The 17,092-nt window shown below is 60.5% G+C and carries 16 protein-coding genes and 4 pseudogenes; 9 read left to right on the top strand and 11 right to left on the bottom strand.

Annotated features, from left to right (window positions below; all coding sequences use genetic code 11):
* Nucleotides 1-1,514: site-specific integrase (locus tag FFS21_RS29645; RefSeq protein WP_137928237.1), on the bottom strand; the 1,514-nt coding region annotated here is incomplete at its 3' end.
* A 475-nt stretch (nucleotides 1,515-1,989) separates the two neighbouring features.
* Between FFS21_RS29645 and FFS21_RS29640 the strand changes: the two genes are divergently transcribed.
* Nucleotides 1,990-2,535 carry a beta-keto acid cleavage family enzyme gene (locus FFS21_RS29640; protein WP_017515406.1) on the top strand — a complete coding sequence of 182 codons (546 nt, stop codon included), beginning with the start codon at nucleotides 1,990-1,992 and terminating at the stop codon, nucleotides 2,533-2,535.
* A 12-nt stretch (nucleotides 2,536-2,547) separates the two neighbouring features.
* Here the strand turns inward: FFS21_RS29640 and FFS21_RS29635 are convergent.
* A pseudogene (locus tag FFS21_RS29635) lies at nucleotides 2,548-3,090 on the bottom strand (NAD(P)H-dependent flavin oxidoreductase); the annotation flags it as partial.
* An 18-nt stretch (nucleotides 3,091-3,108) separates the two neighbouring features.
* Nucleotides 3,109-3,705 (bottom strand): nitronate monooxygenase, encoded by a 597-nt coding sequence (locus tag FFS21_RS29630; RefSeq protein WP_017511943.1) that lies wholly within the window; start codon nucleotides 3,703-3,705, stop codon nucleotides 3,109-3,111.
* Between the two features lie 501 nt (nucleotides 3,706-4,206).
* On the opposite strand from FFS21_RS29630, the pseudogene FFS21_RS29625 reads away from it, so the two are divergent.
* The 3 genes and pseudogenes from FFS21_RS29625 to FFS21_RS29615 all read left to right on the top strand — a co-directional run.
* Nucleotides 4,207-4,581, top strand: a pseudogene (locus FFS21_RS29625) (type IV toxin-antitoxin system AbiEi family antitoxin domain-containing protein); the annotation flags it as partial.
* Between the two features lie 322 nt (nucleotides 4,582-4,903).
* Nucleotides 4,904-5,140: a type II toxin-antitoxin system VapB family antitoxin gene (locus FFS21_RS29620; RefSeq protein ID WP_008652555.1), complete on the top strand. Its 237-nt coding sequence runs from the start codon at nucleotides 4,904-4,906 to the stop codon at nucleotides 5,138-5,140.
* The gene (locus tag FFS21_RS29615; RefSeq protein WP_008652556.1) at nucleotides 5,127-5,339 is read left to right on the top strand and encodes a hypothetical protein; all 213 of its coding nucleotides are present in this window, start codon (nucleotides 5,127-5,129) and stop codon (nucleotides 5,337-5,339) included. The genes FFS21_RS29620 and FFS21_RS29615 overlap by 14 nt, the downstream gene beginning before the upstream one ends.
* Before the next feature lie 543 nt (nucleotides 5,340-5,882).
* Here FFS21_RS29615 and FFS21_RS29605 read toward each other — a convergent pair.
* Nucleotides 5,883-6,164, bottom strand: a complete 282-nt coding sequence (locus FFS21_RS29605; RefSeq protein WP_008652558.1) for a hypothetical protein — start codon at nucleotides 6,162-6,164, stop codon at nucleotides 5,883-5,885.
* 587 nt (nucleotides 6,165-6,751) lie between these two features.
* Between FFS21_RS29605 and FFS21_RS29595 the strand changes: the two genes are divergently transcribed.
* Entirely contained in the window at nucleotides 6,752-7,378 is a 627-nt protein-coding gene (locus FFS21_RS29595; RefSeq protein WP_008652562.1) for a tyrosine-type recombinase/integrase, read from the top strand.
* A 431-nt stretch (nucleotides 7,379-7,809) separates the two neighbouring features.
* Here FFS21_RS29595 and FFS21_RS29590 read toward each other — a convergent pair.
* From FFS21_RS29590 to FFS21_RS32985, 4 genes and pseudogenes are all read right to left on the bottom strand, one after another.
* Nucleotides 7,810-8,460: pseudogene (locus FFS21_RS29590) on the bottom strand (acyl-CoA dehydrogenase family protein); the annotation flags it as partial.
* Between the two features lie 624 nt (nucleotides 8,461-9,084).
* The gene (locus FFS21_RS29580; protein ID WP_008652569.1) at nucleotides 9,085-9,438 is read right to left on the bottom strand and encodes a hypothetical protein; all 354 of its coding nucleotides are present in this window, start codon (nucleotides 9,436-9,438) and stop codon (nucleotides 9,085-9,087) included.
* 67 nt (nucleotides 9,439-9,505) lie between these two features.
* Nucleotides 9,506-10,375, bottom strand: coding sequence for a c-type cytochrome (locus FFS21_RS29575; RefSeq protein WP_008652570.1), 870 nt, complete (start codon nucleotides 10,373-10,375; stop codon nucleotides 9,506-9,508).
* Nucleotides 10,376-10,523: 148 nt separating this feature from the next.
* Complete coding sequence (locus FFS21_RS32985; protein WP_111733881.1) at nucleotides 10,524-10,661, bottom strand: four-helix bundle copper-binding protein; 138 nt, start codon at nucleotides 10,659-10,661, stop codon at nucleotides 10,524-10,526.
* A gap of 529 nt (nucleotides 10,662-11,190) precedes the next feature.
* On the opposite strand from FFS21_RS32985, the gene FFS21_RS29565 reads away from it, so the two are divergent.
* Nucleotides 11,191-11,547, top strand: a complete 357-nt coding sequence (locus tag FFS21_RS29565) for a Cu(II)/Cu(I) resistance protein CopM (protein ID WP_128646544.1) — start codon at nucleotides 11,191-11,193, stop codon at nucleotides 11,545-11,547.
* A gap of 29 nt (nucleotides 11,548-11,576) precedes the next feature.
* Nucleotides 11,577-11,861 (top strand): periplasmic Cu(I)/Cu(II)-binding protein CopK, encoded by a 285-nt coding sequence (gene copK / locus FFS21_RS29560; RefSeq protein ID WP_008652571.1) that lies wholly within the window; start codon nucleotides 11,577-11,579, stop codon nucleotides 11,859-11,861.
* Between the two features lie 24 nt (nucleotides 11,862-11,885).
* Here the strand turns inward: copK and FFS21_RS29555 are convergent, their stop codons facing one another.
* The 3 genes from FFS21_RS29555 to FFS21_RS29545 are packed head-to-tail and all read right to left on the bottom strand — an operon-like array spanning nucleotide 11,886 to nucleotide 14,505.
* Nucleotides 11,886-12,380: a hypothetical protein gene (locus tag FFS21_RS29555; protein ID WP_011514844.1), complete on the bottom strand. Its 495-nt coding sequence runs from the start codon at nucleotides 12,378-12,380 to the stop codon at nucleotides 11,886-11,888.
* Between the two features lie 50 nt (nucleotides 12,381-12,430).
* Complete coding sequence (locus tag FFS21_RS29550; RefSeq protein WP_008652574.1) at nucleotides 12,431-13,822, bottom strand: heavy metal sensor histidine kinase; 1,392 nt, start codon at nucleotides 13,820-13,822, stop codon at nucleotides 12,431-12,433.
* Complete coding sequence (locus FFS21_RS29545) at nucleotides 13,819-14,505, bottom strand: heavy metal response regulator transcription factor (RefSeq protein WP_008652575.1); 687 nt, start codon at nucleotides 14,503-14,505, stop codon at nucleotides 13,819-13,821. The genes FFS21_RS29550 and FFS21_RS29545 overlap by 4 nt, the downstream gene beginning before the upstream one ends.
* 203 nt (nucleotides 14,506-14,708) lie before the next feature.
* Here FFS21_RS29545 and FFS21_RS29540 point away from each other — a divergent pair, with 203 nt between their 5' ends.
* A complete protein-coding gene (locus FFS21_RS29540) occupies nucleotides 14,709-16,553 on the top strand; it encodes a copper resistance system multicopper oxidase (protein ID WP_011229403.1) in 1,845 nt (614 codons plus the stop codon).
* Nucleotides 16,554-16,788: 235 nt separating this feature from the next.
* A pseudogene (locus FFS21_RS32815) lies at nucleotides 16,789-17,092 on the top strand (copper resistance protein B); the annotation flags it as partial.

The following is a 17,092-nucleotide window of genomic DNA, read 5'->3' as shown; positions in this document are numbered from 1 at the left end:
AGGGTTCCCCCCTGCCCCGCCAGCCCTTCCTGCCGCAGATCGTCGGTGGTCGCGGCCACGAGTTCAGACAGGCGCAGGCCGGTGTCGTACAGCAAGGGCAGTGCGAACTGCAGTCGCTGGTTGACCGAGGTGGGCGGCAGCGCCGCCAACACGCGCACCAGGAGGGACCACTGGTCTGCCGTGAAGCCGCGCCCGGGATCGAGCCCCGTGACCACGGTACGTGGGGCGCGCACCGCGCGCCACGGATTGCCGCTCAGATAGCCCTGCGCGCCCAGAAACGCAAACAGGTTACCCAGCACGCCCAACGCATAGGCGCAGGAGGCGGCAGACAGGGGCCCGGCCAGCGGCCGCCAGCGCGCACTCCAGCGCGGCTCGGTGTGCGCGCTGCACCAGTCGGCCGGCGGCGCCAGCAGGAAGTCCCGGTAGGCCACCGCGTCCTCGATCGTGACGGAGGACAGCGCGCGGCCCCGGGCGAGCACCGCCCACAGCAGAAAGCGCTCGGCCTCCTTGCGGTAGGCCCGCTGCGTCGCGTTCAGAGCCCCTTCCGCCCCCTCCACGTCCACCGCACCATCGCCCTTGCTGGCGAGCCACGCGAGGATCGCATCCCGGTCGTTGTCCGCCGCCAGCCGACACTGCGTGCGCGGGCAACGGTAGGTACCGGTGCGTCCATCCAGATCAGCCGAAGGCGTAAAGCGCTCGAGCGGCAGCCAGGGGCTGACGGGCTCCGCAGGTCCCGCCCTCGCCTGGGTTGACGCACCCACCGCGTCGATCGCGTCCGGTTCGTTCGGGTCGGACGCCGGCACGGCGCCGAGCGTGTCGGCGTGGGCACGCAGGAACACGGTGATCGCGTGCGCCTTGCGCGCCCCGATGCCGCGTAAGGGACGCCACCAGTGCGGTCCGCGCGCCTGCATGAACATCACCAGATCGCCCAACGTGATCAGGCCAGCACGATGCAGGCGCGCCGCCACCGCCTCGACCAGCCAGGCCTCGCAGCCGTCCGCCGGCGACACCGGCTGGGCGACCTGCGCTTCGAGTGTGTGGATCGCGTCGAGCTGGCGGTGCAGCAACGCCTTGCGGCGGCGCTGACGGGCCAACGCCGGGCCAAAGGCGGCCTCATAGGCACTCAGTTGCTCGGCTTCCGCGAACCCATCGAGGCCTGCGGCTCGCACAAAATCGGCCAGCGACGGCAGCGGCGAGGCGCCAGGTGGCGCGAGATCGAGCCGCAGCAGCCGGGCGCGGGCGAAGTCGCCGCCACGCGCGGCCGCCGCCCCGAGTTCGGCCCGGATCCAGCCGGTCATGCGGTGCATGCGCGGGCCGTCGTCGAAGGCGCCCGCGTCGGCGAGGTAGCGCGCCCACATGGCGCGCGCGGACAGCCCCTGCGCCACCGCACGCAGGAAGGCGAAGTGGCCGCGGTGCAGGCGCGGGCGCACCACGCTATAGCGGCCGCGGGGACTATGGGGGCCATGTGGCGGCGCGGGCGCAGAGTCAGGGGAAAGGGACGAGAACATGGCCATGGCAGCTCCAGGTATCGGAGAGGGCACGGCAGAGGCGGGAGGCAGCACGCGGGCCGCAGGTGTCGGCCGATTTACGATAGCAGATAAGACGAATTATCCTGCAGTGGACACCCGCATTTTGCGGGCGGCTTTGAACGTCAACGAGTCCGTGGAGAAACTGGATTCTCTGGTGACGGGATTTCGATTGCTGTAACCCCACTAGACGTGTAGGTTGCTGCAAGGAATCCGTAGCCAACGCCATTCACTCCCACTTTCGGGCACGAGCCATTTGGCAAATGAAGACAAAGTTGTTAGGAATTTGAAGTCGGCCACGCCGCCCCCCCCTACTGGCGCGCCACGCGAGTACCGCATCCCGGTCAGCCAAAGCTGCAGACTGTGACACCTCGAGCCGCTGCAGCAGTTCATGCCCAGTCGTGCGTTTCGAGACGCCGCCCGGACGGCAGGCGCAAGTTGATTTCGCCGAGTTTCGGCTGCCATGGGGCAAGCGGTATGCCTTGTTCGTGGTGCCACGGGCTCAGTTAATTTCCCGACCCGGGTCTACGACAACGCGCCAGAACTGGTAGATTGGCTCGCCGCTGAAATACTGACGCACGACGTCAAGCCCGAAGTGGAAGCCTTCGACTTATCGATGATCTTCCAGGCCGCCAACATGCAGCGGGTCGGCAAGATCGCTGGAGAACTCCACGTCCAATTCGTGATGGGCCTCAAGAACGCAATGCCCGTCGACCGAGAGGTCCTGGAGTTCTATGTGGCGACGCTGCGTAGGCTTTCCCCCAACGCGACCTGGACAGGAGCTGGTATTGGGCGAGACCAAATTACTATGGCACGATGGCCGCTCGAACTGGGTGGACATTGCCGCACAGGTCTTGAGGACAACGTTCGCCTAGACCGAGATGTTCTCGCCCCTTCAAACGCTGCCCTAGTCCGCCAAATTGAAGCGCTTTGCGAAGAGTATGAGCGTCCAGTGGCAACTATTGCCGAGGCAAGCGCCATCCTTGGATTGAACGCCCTCGCCACATAGCAATCCAGCCTGTCAAATACTGGCGGCCAGTCGTGAGATTGACTCCGAAGCGCGATTCACAAGCTCGGCGACGATCGCTCGCGCTGGCCTCGCCTCTGTCAGTAGCCCTCCTCCGACGCCACTAGGATTGCTGTGCAGGTCCCAGCGACTGGCCGCTGCTGCCGCTGCATTGAAGTCATCCATCAAGACCTTCTGGTACGGATTTGCGAGCGGCTCCAATCCAGAGTCCTCCCAAGCCTTGATCGTGGCTTTCCGGAATCCGCGCATGGGACTTCCAGAGTAGATCCGGTCACTGCGGAAATCCTCCAGCCGCCCTTCAAGAATCTGGGACTTATGTTCGCCGGGAATATTGCATTCCTCGGCAACCAGGAACGCAGTTCCCATCCAAACTCCAACGGCCCCAAACGCCAAAGATGCAGCGATGCCCCGGCCATCGCTGATGCCTCCCGCCGCAATGACGGGGACAGAAACAGAATCGATGACATCAGGAAGCAGCGCAAAATTCGGAATTCGCCCCACATGGCCGCCGGCCTCCAGTCCTTGGGCAATGAGGAGATCTGCGCCGGCGAGCGCCTAGCTTTTAGCTTGCTTCGTGCCAGTGGCTAGTCCCATAACGAGCATCCGCTTCTCGTGCGCAGGCCCCGCGATGAGCTTCAGGTCACCGACCGCCCCTGCGAAGACCTGGACATCTTCCTCTAGAACCGCGTCGATCAAGCTTCGCGTCAAGTCAGCGCGCGAGCCACGAAGGTCCGCATCTGTGCCATCTGCAGTCGCCGCGCCAGACACGGCAATGCGACCATCTAGCTCCACTAGTTCAAGTCCGAAGCCTTTTGCCAATTCACGCACGAAAGCGGCATGCTCAGGGAACTGTTCAATAATCTCTCGCCGGATCCTGTCCCTATCCAGCTCGGCCTTCGCAGCGGCTTGTGGCAATACAAGGTTGACGCCAATGGGCTTAGCCGTCAACGCGCGAGCCTCTCGGATGACTGCACGTAGCCGCGAAGGCGATAGTCCTGCGGCACCGATAACGCCCAATCCTCCGGCTTCCGACACCGCGGCGACAAGGGCCGGAGGCGTTGCACGACCTTGAGATCCCATCCCTGCGAGACAAATGGGGTAGTTGATATCGAGCAGCTCGCACAGTCGCGTCCTGAGATGAATACCTGTCATAGATGTCTCCTAGCAACCATAGATCACGAACTAGCTAGCAACTCGTCCGCATCGCTCAACTCTCCTGGGGCAACGAGGACACCGTGGTCAATTACGAGGATATCGTCGATATATACACCGTGCTCGGTACACACAGCGTCGGGATGGTTCTCTCCACCCCCTCTTCCCACCAAGGAGTGCCAAACCCAATCGCGTCATTGCCCCGCACGCGAATGTCTTCGTTGAACGATTTCCCAGTAAACCGGGCCCGGGGATGAAATCCGTGAGAGAAGTGGATAATTGAGCCGAGCCCCCCGGTACTTGCCCTTCGCAGGGCCGCTTCGAACACCTTCCGATGACTGCCCCCTCCGGCAATGCTGCGAATACGACTTCCACCTCCATGGTTAGCCTGGCTCTGCTGGCAACGCCCGGGGCTGCACGTGGGCGGCCGCACCGCGCTGGACTGGCAGGGCGTGCGACACTTCGTGGCCCTGCGCCCACGGCTCATCTTGGGGCGAGGCGCCCACCACCCTGCCGCGTTGGGTGGACGCCGTCTATGCCTATACCTACCAGGGGTGCGCGCTGTTCGATCGGCGCCTACCGGCAGATTTCGGGATCACTGCCCTGCCCGATCACCATCCGGCGGTACGGGTGTCGGTGCCCGAGCGTGCGATCCTGGAACTGGTAAGCGACTGCACCATGAGTTCGCCCGAAGGCATGCGGCTCGTCCTCGGCGCGCTGCGCACCGTCCGCCGTCCCGTCCTCGAGCGGTTGCTGACGCATTGTCACCACCTGGACATCCGCCTGGTACTCGCCACGCTGGCCGGCCAACTCGACGCGCCCTGGGCGCAGTGGGTGGAGCGACACCTTGCCGCACGGCCGCTTAGCGCGCCGTGACGGCGTGCGCCACGCCGGGGCCGCCTTGGCGCACGCCGTCACGGCGCGCAGGAAACGAAGTGGCCGAGGTGCAGGCGCGGTCGCAGGCGACTCAGGCGGAACGGTTGCAGCCATGGCGGCTCCAAGCGTCGGAGCCCGCGCGGCACGGACTGGAGACAGAACGCAGACCACAGGTATCGGCGGCAGACAAGAATTGGCCTGCAGTGGACACACCGATTTTGCAGGCCTGTGGTGGCAAAACGCCCGCATTCCCAATGTAAGTGCGCACCAAAATCGACATCATTGGATGCTATAGTCTGTGCCGGTACTTGCGGAGATTCCTATGCGTACGACGATTACGCTTGACGATGAACTGCTGGCCAAGGCCCGTGCCTATACGGGGCTGGAAGAGAAAACGGCACTTGTGCGCGAGGCGCTAAAGGCCTTGATCCAGCGTGAAGCCGCCAAACGACTCGCGAACCTTGGCGGGAGCCAACCTGGCATCGAAGGGGCACCGCGTCGCCGCAGCGACGATGACGAAAACCGGATCGGTGAGCCACCAGACGGTGGATCAGATTAAGATCATTGAGGCTCCTGTCAATGGCGACGCACCGAATACGGTTGACGAAGAGGCCAAGGTCCTTACACGTTCACTGCCAGGCGTGGAGTCGGTCGCCGACGAAGACGGCGCGATGATCATCCGGTTCAGTGACGGAACTGAGGCTACTGTCGTGCGCAGCTTTCTCGCGTGGGCGGGCGATCCGACGTTTGAGCTTTGACTCCCTCGTGATGAGCGGACGGGCATGGCGTGTTCCCCTCGACCCCGAGTTCAGGCCGATTGAATTGGCAGCAGAAGTTGCGCGCGCGCTCTTCTCGCAATTCGCTCCCAATGCCGATGAGATTACGTTCTTATTCAAGCAGGACGTCGAATTTTTCACCCCGGAGCAAATTGGTCTAGCGTGGCTTGTCCCAATTGCGATGTGGACATCGAAGACTGGTGGGTGACCAAGATGGATGATTTCGCTGTGGGCAGACTACCTGACCTGCTGGTCAAGACTGCTGCTGTCAGGCTACCGTCTCATTGAACGATCTCAGATATTTGTGGCCGACAGCATTTGGACGGCTCGTACTTGAGGCGATGAATCCGAATCTACGCACCCTATCGGGTGAGCAAGAATCGCAACTCGAAGATGCGCTCGGCTGCAAGCTTAGAGCAATCTGTGTACCTATCTAGCTCTGATGCTCTCAACCGCCCGGAGAACGCCTGCTGTAACGGTGCTGCGCGCGAGCGCCGGCGACCGAAGGCCTTCCGAGTTTTCGCGTCATTTCCATTGGAATGATGCTGCTCGCACGAACTGCACACGCGCCTCCTCGGGCAGCCATGAAAATCCAATCTCGAGCCCGTGATCACACGCATCAGAGCATTTCGAAATGTCGACGTACTGCCAATGTTCCGGACGACACGCTTCTGCCCATATCCGCTCGAAAATGGCGCGGTCGTCGGAATCATGTGAGATGTGGTCCAACACAACCGAATAGAACGTCCATGGCTTTTCCCAATCCTTGAACTGAATTGCAACCCCGATGAGGTCAAGCGTGGCCATATTGCTTTGGTCCCAAAGACTCGAAGCGGTCAACGATACCACGCTGAATGGCTGCTTTCGGGTGTGATATGAAGGGTCGGTCACGGCCCGCTCACCGAGACGCCCCCTGCGTCCCGCACAGGAACTCGGCGATTGAGTCTCGGCAACCAACGAATCGGCAAGATCCGAAGCTGCCCCCGCACGAAAATTTTGGTCCTATGCTTCGGCTCTTCGGAGCCTGCGGTGCCTTCGGGCGCGCGCTCATGACGATCAGTATCTCGCTGATCCGAGGAAGCCTCCGGCCGTCACATGCTGCAATCCCCTTCTGCCACGGAGATAAGCGATGGATGACCATACCCAGATTCTCGTCTGCAAATGCGGGGGCCCCGTCCGGATTCGCGAACTGCACTTCGAAATCGGAGGCAACCAGGCCTTGGACTGTGCGCCATGTCCGCTGTGCTACCGAAAGCTCTACCAGATGTGCGTTGAAGGGGTCGTCTCGGCCGAACTGGTTTCGGAGGTGGAGTGGGACTAGCGCCCAGCGCCCACAACTTGAGGGGCTCCGGCACAAGCGCAAAATGGGCTCCCATCAACTCTAGGAGCTAGTCATGACTACCTCCCAAACATCTGTCACCCACCACGACCCGTGGAACAAGGGAAGACTGACGGGGCAGAAACCTCCGTTGAAGCTATCCGAGATCTGGGCCATCCGTACGCGCCTTCAGCTCACCGCAAACACGAGAGACTTGGCGATGTTCAACCTCGCCATCGACAGCAAACTGCGCGCTTGCGATCTGATCCGTCTCCGCGTTCAGGATGTCAGCGTAGGAAGACAAGTTGGCATGCGTGCGACGGTCATGCAGCAAAAGACCCATCGACCGGTGCAGTTTGAGATTACTGGCCCGACTCGCGAATGCCTCCAGGCCTGGATACATGCACGGGGATTGAGCTGCGGCGACTTTCTCTTCCCCAGTCGTTTGCATTCTTCGCCCCATATATCGACCCGACAATATGCCCGATTGGTCCATCGGTGGGTAGCCTCGATCGGCCTGGACACCTCCGCTTATGGGACGCATTCAATCCGGCGAACGAAGGTCTCTTTGATCTACCGACGGACCAAGAACTTAAGAGCCGTCCAACTGCTCCTCGGTCATACCAAGCTCGAGAGCACCGTCAGGTATTTGGGCATTGAGGTTGATGACGCTTTGGAGATTGCAGAGCAAACCGAAGTCTGACCTTTACATCGGCCGGCAGGCGGTCGCTTGTCGGCCATTAGGGGCCATTTGGTTGGTAGACGTTCGTGACCGAACTCCCCTCATTCCGGACGTAGACGCCTCTGTACCTGAATCCCAACCAAGTCGGGGAGACGCCGAACAGAATCCGCCACCCTCCGCGCATCCCGTCGCACCAATTACGCACGTTGCAAGCAAATATTAGAAAGCACTGGACAAGTCAAGCCACGAGGCCAGTGATTCGCAGGATTGACGCGCAACGCGGGTCGCTTCGCAGTTCCGGCAACCTGCGGCGCGATGCATCTCGGGTGGGATGACCGCACGGTATGTTGACATGCATCCAGAGGTCGCAGCCGAAGCGGTTCTCGGCGAACAGCCTGTTGACCCCGCTTGATGCTGGCGTGGACGTCGCGATCAGGATTGCACGTGCGCATTCAAGACCCATGCCTCTGCAGGATTTCCTTGGCGATCGTGTTACGCTGGATTTCGCTGGTTCCCGTGACGATGCGGTATAGCCGGAGCCTGCGGAAGATGAACTCGACCGGATGGTTCTTCGTGACACCCACGTTGCCATGAATCTGCACGGCCTTGTCCGCGATCTGGAAGCAGGCTTCCGAGACGAAGAGCTTGCACATCGACGCCTCCATGCGGACGTCACTGCCTGCATCGGCACGGCGCGCGGCAGCCAGCACCATGCTCTCGCAGGCAAACAGGCTGGACGCCATGTCCGCCAGCATGTGCTGGATGGCCTGGAATCGCATGATCGGGCCGCCGAACTGGCGGCGCGTGTTCGCGTAGTCAATGGACAAGCGCAGCGCCTGGCGGGCCAGGCCGATCATGGTCGGGCAGTGCAATAGGCGGTTGAGGCTGATCCGGTTCATCGCAAGCCGGAAACCGTTGCCTTCGCCGCCGATGCAGTTGCAGCGTGGCACGCGGACATTGTCGAGGATGATGTCGGCGTCCACGTACTGGCCGGTGATGGGCACGCAGGCGGTATCGAGTGTCACTCCCGGGCTGTCCAGATCGATAAAGATCGCGGAGATGCCTTCGTTGCCCTTGTCGGGGTCCGTGACGCACATCGCAAGTCCAAGCCAATTCAGAGACGACTCAGGACAAGGACAGGGATCGCAAGAACTTCGCTGAGATCTTTGAAGTGGCCGGAGTTGGCACCTGACGGTTGCTGTTCCATCGGCATGGAGGCGGTGGCGTAAAAAAAAGCCGCCCGGAGGCGGCTTTTGCCAAAGTTGCTTAGGGCAGCGCTACAGCCACAAGTGCACTCATACCCAGCCCGTGAATCGTTTCCAACACAGACAACACAGACAGCTTCACGAAATCCAGAGAGTTTTTGCCCATACCTTCACCTTCGGCCTTTCCGACACCAGTTGATGTCGAGTTAATATTTGTCATACCGCGCAGCTTGACGAAGTCAAGCACCACCAGCAGGAGAAAATAAAAGACCAGGTATGAGGCACCCAGCAGGGTCGAACTGCCCGCAACCGCCCCTGACCTAAGCAACCTTGCCGTGGATTATGCCAGATCGGCCCGTGTTCTCACGCTCGGGCGTGGCGCTTCCGGTCACAGGGGCGTTTTCTCACGATTGCCAAGCTGCATGAAGGGGCGTGCAGCGAGCGCGTCAACGAAGATTTTCTGCATTGCTGCCATCCTGTCGGCCACGGGCGGCGACTCGTATGTCCATCGGCGCCCTTTACCTACAGGTAGCCGCCCACAAGGCCGCCGGCCTGGTGCAGCATTTCCCGCAGCCACGCGTCGCGGTCCAGACCCAAATTCCGGCCGTAGGGATCGTCGTTGGGGTCGGGCGCATCGCGCTGCGCCAGCGCCTCGGCAAATTCCGCGGCAGCCTGATTACCAGCGAGGTCGACAGCAGCTGCGTTGCCCAGTGCAATCCATCCGCCAGACTGGCCCATTAGAGCCTGTGCACCGTCCAGATCAATAGCCCGCAAGGCGCCGCGCGCGGTCGCGTGTGCTGTGAGTTGGTAGTCGGCCGCAGCGTCCAGCGCGGCCTGCGCCTCGGCCTCGCGCGCGCGGTAGATATCCGGATTCATAGGGACGTTTCCTTAAGCCTGCCACGAAAATCTGGTCGCAAGATACCGAACGGTCGAGTCTTGCAAATCATGCCCGACCTGTCTCATCTGCGCTGAGAACGCAGGGAGCGTCGGATCGGCAAACGGCTCGCTGACGTAGAGTTCGGCACGCGAAATCACCGGTGTACGACAGCGACCCGACAAAGAAGGCAGTGGCCCACCTGTCGTCGTCTGGCAGCGCGCCGAAACTTGGCATGGCGGTGCCGGTAACACCGTTGCTGAGCACTTGATGCAGCGCGAAGAGGCTTCGCTCCTGCGCGCGCAGATGATCGGTCAGATCGGTTGGCTTCGGATCGAGCGTCGCAGCCAGCGGCCCATCACCACGCCCCTGCGCGCCATGGCAACTTGCGCACTGCGCCTGGAACAGCTGAGCGCCCCGACTTAGATCGGGTACTTTGGCAGGCGCCACTGGAAAAGGGTACGCGCGCTGTACAGCGGCCGCGAGTTCGTGGGCGATTTGCGCCACGGCAACCGCTGTGGCCTTGTTCGCGACTGCCTCGCGCAATGACGCTGCCTGCTCGCGTAGCGATTGAGTGGCGGGACCCTGAGGCAACTCTCCCAGTTGGCGCTCCGCTGTGGCCGCAAACTCCTGCATCTCCGCATATTCGGATCCATTGAGCACCTTGCCATCGTCCACCGCACCGCCGTAGTCAACCGCGACGTAGTCCAGGAGTTGCCAAATCTGCCGGGCTTTGGCGTCGAAGGCCTCCGCGGCGTGGACAAAGTTCGTGAACAACGCGCTGATCGTCAGCAGCAGTGCAATCGGCCAACGGCTCAGAACTCGGCAAAACATGGAGGCACCCCGGATATTCATTCGGAAATGAGTGTAATTCGCATTCGCCACCACGTCCACGCCAAACGCTTCGTTCCCGCCACCCTGCGACGCATTAGTGTCCAACGATGGCGTCGTCGGCTAGGCCAAGCGAGATCCTACCGTCAAGTGAGGCCTAAGGATCGCGCCGGATCTCAATGTAATCCCCCCGACAGTTTCCGGTTAACTCCTCGTACTGAGTCCCTCGCATTGCAGACGCCGCAAAACTGACAAGTCAATGCGACGCACCGTGCTTGCTGCATTCCTTCTCGCACCTTTCGCAAATCGTGGCACACAGCGCACAGATCTCCCTTGCGTGCTGGGGCTTTCTGAGGCCACCATCGCCGCTGCGAATGCGCAGGCCTGCACGCACCCGATATCAAGTTCGATGCTGTAGCGAGGCGTCTCAATGAACGCCCGCGCAAGACACTAAACTTCGGTACGCCGGCTGAACGACTCCATCAAGCTGTTGCGTTGACCGGTTGAATCCACAGGTGAAATCCGCTGCCACGCCGCAATGCCCACGCGCATCCACGAAGAATGCGCATCCAATCGTTAAATGACGGGAATCTAACCGCCACATGACATAGTTCTTTCAGAGCGGCTTCAAGTATTACCGCATCAGAAGCGATGCAATGCTCTTAAATTTTTCAATATCCAATCCAAGCTCCAGACGTTTGCCTTTGCATTGGCGCGATCAACGCAGGAAAAGATTTGTATTCATTACCGTATGAAACTGTATCTTCAATTTCTTCCCCGCCAGTGTTACCTCGTTAACATCAATCTTTCGGGAGGATTACATTTTCGCTCTATACGGCCCGCTGCTCGGGTCCGGGAATAAAATTAAATTGAAAAGACAGTTCTCGAACGCCCCATCCGCTACTTGTAATGTCAGGATGCGAATGAAAGCAGGCATGCCACTCCTCTTGTCCGTTGGCGCAGCCATCTGCCTTGTGCCGGGACAGGTGTGGGCAATACAACTGGCATGGGTTGCCGAGACACCGACTGGACTGGGCATTGATGGCATCAAGGCCGAACGCCGCGACGACGGGGATGAGGTCCAGCTATTGGTGTTGGCGGCCAATCCCCGGCATCACTCGATGAAGCATGTTACGCCGCCGAAGGCGACGAGCCAGCCGCCGGACCGATCGACGCCGGCATCTGCACCGGACAGTCAACAGGCGGGTTGCGAAGATGACAAGAAGACAAGGTCCACTGAACCTGTTGTTCCACAACATGGTGGACCCAATGCGCCCTAGTGCAGGACCATAACCTGGAGATCTAAACGATGAAACAAAAACTGATGGTCGGAGCCTTCATTGCTGCCGTATCGCTGAGTGCGGCGGCGGTCGATATGAGCAATGTCGTTAAAACCTACGATTTGCAGGACGGCTCGAAGGTGCACGTTTTCAAGGACGGCAAGATGGGCATGGAGAACAAGTTCGGCAAGTCCATGAACATGCCGGAAGGCAAGGTCATGGAGACCAGGGATGGCACGAAAATCATCATGAAGGGCAACGAGATTTTCAGGCTCGACGAAGCCCTCAGGAAGGGCCACAGCGAAGGGGGCTGATGCTGCCAGGGCGCGTTGCGCGCCCTACTTCGCCCACTCGGGGGATGCAGAAACGAAAATCCGCAACGGCCTCGTTGCCTGCATTCTCCATTCCTGCCGTTCCCCCGCAAGCAAATGAATCGTCACGGGCTGACTATTCGCCATTGGCGTCATGGCTTCGCTCTGCGATAGCACGACAGCGACGTCGATGCTTTTTTCACCCAGGTTTCGCAAGCTGAGCGAAACCGACTCACCGGTCCGGACGGCACGGCTCGCAGGCTGGCCGTCGAGACGGTCCACCTCCACGACCCACTCCGTCGCCGGCCATGTCTTTCCCGACGCGCCCGGCGCCAGATAGGCGGCCGCGGCAGGTTGCACGTCCGGGATGGGGATGATGTGTGCGTGAGCGACAAGCCCCGATAAGCTCGCCAGCCCAACGATTCCATATCTAATTCGACGCAACGCTTGCCTCCACTGCAGTAAGATTTGAAAGCCCATCGGGTCACTTGCTTCCGCCTCGCGGCGCAAGCTGACCAGCACGGCAGCCCACCCCAGGCAGCGCTGCTGTGCGCGAGGCCCTTGCGCGGGCCTCAGGTCAGTCCGAGGCGACCATGCGGGAACGTCATGGTGAAACGGGTTTTTCCGCCGGAACAGTCCGCGGCAATTTTTCCGCCATGCGCAACCACGATCGCCTTGGTGATCGACAGTCCCAGTCCGACACTGTCCGAATCCAGTCGCGTCCTGGACTTATCTGCCCGAAAAAACCGATCAAAAATGTAAGGAAGCAGATCCGGCCGGATTTCCTCGCCCTCATTCTCCACCACGATCATGGCATCAGTTCCGTGCTCCCGTACAGACACCAGGATCTGACGACCCTCCGCGGTGTAACGCAGCGCATTGGATAAGAGGTTGCTGAGCGCCCGACGCATCATCAGACGGTCGCCCGCTAATTTGGCGTTCCCCTGCAGTTGCAGGTTGACCCCCTTGTCCTCGGCCAGCGCGTCGTAGAAGTCGAAGAGTGCCAGCACTTCATCGGCAATATCGATCGACTCCTCATTGGGCAGCGTGATGCCGTGCTCCATTTTTGCCAGATACAGCATATCCGAGACCATCCGTCCAAGACGCTGCAATTCCTCGGCGTTTGAGGTCAGCACATCGCGATACTTTGCGGCGTCACGCGGCTGGGACAGAACGACATGTGTCTGCGTCATGAGGTTGGTAATCGGGGTGCGCAACTCGTGCGCCAGATCTGACGAAAATTCCGACAACCGTTGAAAATCGTTCTGCAGACGCTCGAGCATCGCGTTCAATGTCGCCGCGAGATCCGCCATCTCGACTGGCACCGCGGCCACCGGCATGCGCGCATCCAATCGGTTCGCCGTCACATCTTTAGCGCGCGATGCCATCATGCGCAGTGGCGCCAGACCGCGGCGCGCAGCCCACCAGCCCAGCAAGCCGCTAGCGAAAGCAGCGAGCGTTGTATAGAAAGCCAAGGACCGGCGGAAGGCATGCATAAAGTGTGCATGAATCTCCGTGTCCATTCCGACGACCACTTTCAAGGCGCCCACATCCGAGCCTAAAACGGGCACCTCCGCTCGCATGCCGCGGTAGTGCTTGGTTTCCTGCTGCCACACGAAGGTGCCTTCGGAGTTCGGCCCCTCGTTCGTAGCGCTCTCCGCCGGCCTGAAATCGAAATCCCGCGTGGCAAAAATCGTCTTGCCTTGCGCGGTCTGCACCCGTGCGACAAAGCCGGGATGGTGCTCCACCAACTCCTGCAGGCGCGCAGGCAGACGTTCCACAGGAGTTTCATCCGCGACGCGTTCAATCAGACGGATGTTGTCCCCCAGCACCACAAAATCTTCGTTGGCGAAGTGCCGGTCCATCGCCAGCCAGATAAGCACGCCAAGTCCGAGCAGGACCACTGCGGAGGAAAGCGAGAACAGGATGGTCAGCCGAACAGTCAGGGACAGACGGTGCCTCATAGAGGATCCTCAGGTGCCTCGAGGACGTATCCCATGCCGCGCACAGTCTGGATCAGCTTTACTTCAAAGCCGTCATCGATTTTTGCCCGCAGGCGCCGGATCGCCACGTCGATCACGTTACTATCGCTATCGAAGTTCATGTCCCACACCTGGGAGGCAATGAGGGATCGGGGAAGCACCTCCCCCCTTCGACGCGCAAACAACTCGAGCAAGGCGAATTCCTTACTGGTCAGCGTGATGCGTCGCCCACCGCGAGACGCTCGCCGCCGGCTCAGATCCAGAATCAGATCGGCCACTTGAATCCGGTCCATCGCTAGTTGCACCGCGCCTCGACGCAGCAGCGTCCTGACCCTGGCAAGCAGCTCCGAAAAGGCAAATGGCTTGACCAGATAGTCATCCGCGCCGAGCTCGAGGCCTCGCACGCGATCGGCAACACTGTCTCGCGCCGTCAGAAACAAGACCGGGACCGCGTTCCCTGACGCGCGGATGGCATGCAGAATATGCCATCCGTCGACGTCGGGCAGCATGACATCGAGGATGATGAGATCGTAGGTTTCATTGACCGCAAAGTGTTGACCATCGAGTCCATTGGCGACCAGGTCGACCACGAACCCCGCCTCGGTCAGGCCCTGCCGGAGATACTCCCCCGTCTTGACTTCATCTTCCACTACCAGCAGTTTCATTACCCAACCTCCTCCCAACGCGATCGGCCGGGTTTTGTTAATACAAATTTTTATCTTCGGCGTAGTCTACCCAGTACGCACCGAGGTGACCCCAACCTGTCCGGAATGTAATGTTCAGGTAAGTCGTCGGTAGCCAGCATCTCGCTACTCTTTGACCTGCCGCAAAAACCGAAGCGGCCATTCAAGCGAAAAGGACTATTTTCATGCGACGTGATCGACTGTCTGGCATCTTGCTGCCCAACCTGCCACGCCGCCGTTTCGTACAAGGTTTGGCCGCCGGCGGGGTAATGGCGGGGCTGAGTGCTTTGGGCGGAACTGCGTGGGCACAATCATCGGGACTCCCCGAAAGCGCTTCATCCGGCACCGCCCCGGTATTGACGGGGACGGAGTTTGACCTTGTCATCGCCGAATCGGTTGTCAACTTTACCGGTACGCCGCGGGTGGCGACAACTATCAATGGGATGCTTCCCGGTCCGACGTTGCGCTGGCGGCAAGGCGACACCGTGACGATCCGCGTCACGAACCGCTTGCACGAGCACACGTCAATCCACTGGCACGGCATCATCCTGCCGTTCCAGATGGACGGCGTACCGGGAATCAGCTTTGCCGGTATCGCCCCCGGCGAGACATTTACCTACCAGTTCAAGGTCGAACAAACCGGCAGCTACTGGTATCACTCGCATTCCGGCTTCCAGGAAATGACCGGTGTGTATGGCGGCATCGTGATTGATCCGGCCACCGGCGTGGACGGTGTGCGAGCCGACAGGGACTACACCATTCTGCTCTCGGACTGGACCGACGAGGACCCCATGCGAGTCCTGTCGAAACTGAAGGTTCAGAGCGACTACTACAACTACATCAAGCCCACCGTCTTCGATTTTTTCCGCGACGTTTCAAACGACGGTGTGAAGAGCGCTTTCGAGAAGCGCAAGATGTGGAACGAGATGCGGATGAATCCGACCGACCTGGCGGATCTTTCCGGTGCCACACTGACCTATCTGACCAATGGCGTTACCCCCGCTGGCAATTGGACTGGCTTGTTCAAGCCCGGTGAGAAGGTACGCCTGCGGTTCATCAATGGGTCCGGGAATACGTTCTATGACGTACGTATTCCCGGCCTGAAGCTCAAGGTCATTCAAGTCGACGGCCAGAACCTGGAACCCGTAAGCGTTGACGAGTTCCGCTTTGGTCCCGGCGAGACCTACGACGTGCTGGTGGAACCGCGAGACGACGCCTATACGATCTTCTCCCAATCCATGGATCGCACTGGCTACGCCCGCGGCACACTCGCGGTGCGCGCAGGACTCAACGCCCAGGTGCCGGCCGTGGACAAGCCCGAGTGGCTCACCATGAGCGACATGATGGGTGGCATGGGTGGCATGGGTGGCATGGACCACAGCAAGATGGACATGGGCGGCATGAACCAAGGCAGCATGGCTGGCATGAACCATGGGGCCATGACCATGGACCATAGCCAGCACGCGATGGGCGGCATGGCCATGGATGCTTCGCTCAAGGTCCCCAGCACGAAGGCTCGGCACGCCAAGACCGAATATGGCGCGAACACGGACATGCGCGTGGACATGGCCAGAACGAATCTCGACGACCCTGGCATCGGTCTGCGTAACAACGGCCGCCGCGTTCTGACGCTGGCCGATCAACATACCATTGGCGGCCCCCTCGACAAGCGCGGTCCTGCTCGGGAAGTTGAACTGCACCTCACCGGCAACATGGAACGCTACTCCTGGTCAATCGATGGTGTTGAGTACGGCAAATCCACACCGGTCCGTTTCAAGTACGGTGAACGACTGCGCGTGATTCTGCACAACGACACGATGATGACTCACCCGATGCACCTGCACGGCATGTGGAGTGAGCTCGAGTCGCCTGACGGTTCGTTCCAGGCCCGGCGACATACCATTCCGGTCCAACCTGCGCAGCGGATCAGCTTCCTGGTAACCGCCGACGCATTGGGCCGCTGGGCATGGCACTGCCACCTTATGTTGCACATGGATGCCGGGATGTTCCGCGAAGTACTTGTGGCCTGATCCGACTCTCTTCAACCGACTACCAGATCCCATGTACAAGTACACACGAATTGCAGTCGCCGCCCTGCTCACTGCAGGAATGAGCGCCGCGTGGGCACAGCACTCGCATTCGCCCAACAGTTCAAACAACGATGGTGCGCCGGCAAACGAAGCAACGCCGGATTCACGCCCCCAGAAGGCGACAGCCCCAACCGCGAAGAAGCAGGGCTCAACGCCGAGCGCAGGACAAGGCTCAATGCAGGGCATGGACCACAGCAAGATGCAGGGCATGGACCAGGGCTCGATGCAGGGCATGGACCACAGCAAGATGCAAGGCATGGACCAGGGCTCAATGCAGGGCATGGACCACAGCAAGATGCAAGGCATGGACCAGGGCTCGATGCAGGGCATGGACCACAGCAAGATGCAGGGCATGGACCAGGGCTCGATGCAGGGCATGGACCAGGGCTCGATGCAGGGCATGGACCACAGCAAGATGCAAGGCATGGACCAGGGCTCAATGCAGGGCATGGACCACAGCAAGATGCAAGGCATGGACC

Origin of the sequence: Cupriavidus sp. 2SB, from assembly GCF_005503625.1 — a bacterium.
Lineage (GTDB): Bacteria > Pseudomonadota > Gammaproteobacteria > Burkholderiales > Burkholderiaceae > Cupriavidus.
This window is presented reverse-complemented; position numbering and strand designations above follow the sequence as displayed.

Coding starts and splice junctions, on each gene's coding strand:
- FFS21_RS29640 (WP_017515406.1), top strand. CDS start 1,990: ATGGGGCAAGCGGTATGCCTTGTTCGTGGTGCCACGGGCTCAGTTAAT.
- FFS21_RS29630 (WP_017511943.1), bottom strand. CDS start 3,705: ATGACAGGTATTCATCTCAGGACGCGACTGTGCGAGCTGCTCGATATC.
- FFS21_RS29620 (WP_008652555.1), top strand. CDS start 4,904: ATGCGTACGACGATTACGCTTGACGATGAACTGCTGGCCAAGGCCCGT.
- FFS21_RS29605 (WP_008652558.1), bottom strand. CDS start 6,164: ATGGCCACGCTTGACCTCATCGGGGTTGCAATTCAGTTCAAGGATTGG.
- FFS21_RS29595 (WP_008652562.1), top strand. CDS start 6,752: ATGACTACCTCCCAAACATCTGTCACCCACCACGACCCGTGGAACAAG.
- FFS21_RS29580 (WP_008652569.1), bottom strand. CDS start 9,438: ATGAATCCGGATATCTACCGCGCGCGCGAGGCCGAGGCGCAGGCCGCG.
- FFS21_RS29565 (WP_128646544.1), top strand. CDS start 11,191: ATGAAAGCAGGCATGCCACTCCTCTTGTCCGTTGGCGCAGCCATCTGC.
- copK (WP_008652571.1), top strand. CDS start 11,577: ATGAAACAAAAACTGATGGTCGGAGCCTTCATTGCTGCCGTATCGCTG.
- FFS21_RS29550 (WP_008652574.1), bottom strand. CDS start 13,822: ATGAGGCACCGTCTGTCCCTGACTGTTCGGCTGACCATCCTGTTCTCG.
- FFS21_RS29545 (WP_008652575.1), bottom strand. CDS start 14,505: ATGAAACTGCTGGTAGTGGAAGATGAAGTCAAGACGGGGGAGTATCTC.
- FFS21_RS29540 (WP_011229403.1), top strand. CDS start 14,709: ATGCGACGTGATCGACTGTCTGGCATCTTGCTGCCCAACCTGCCACGC.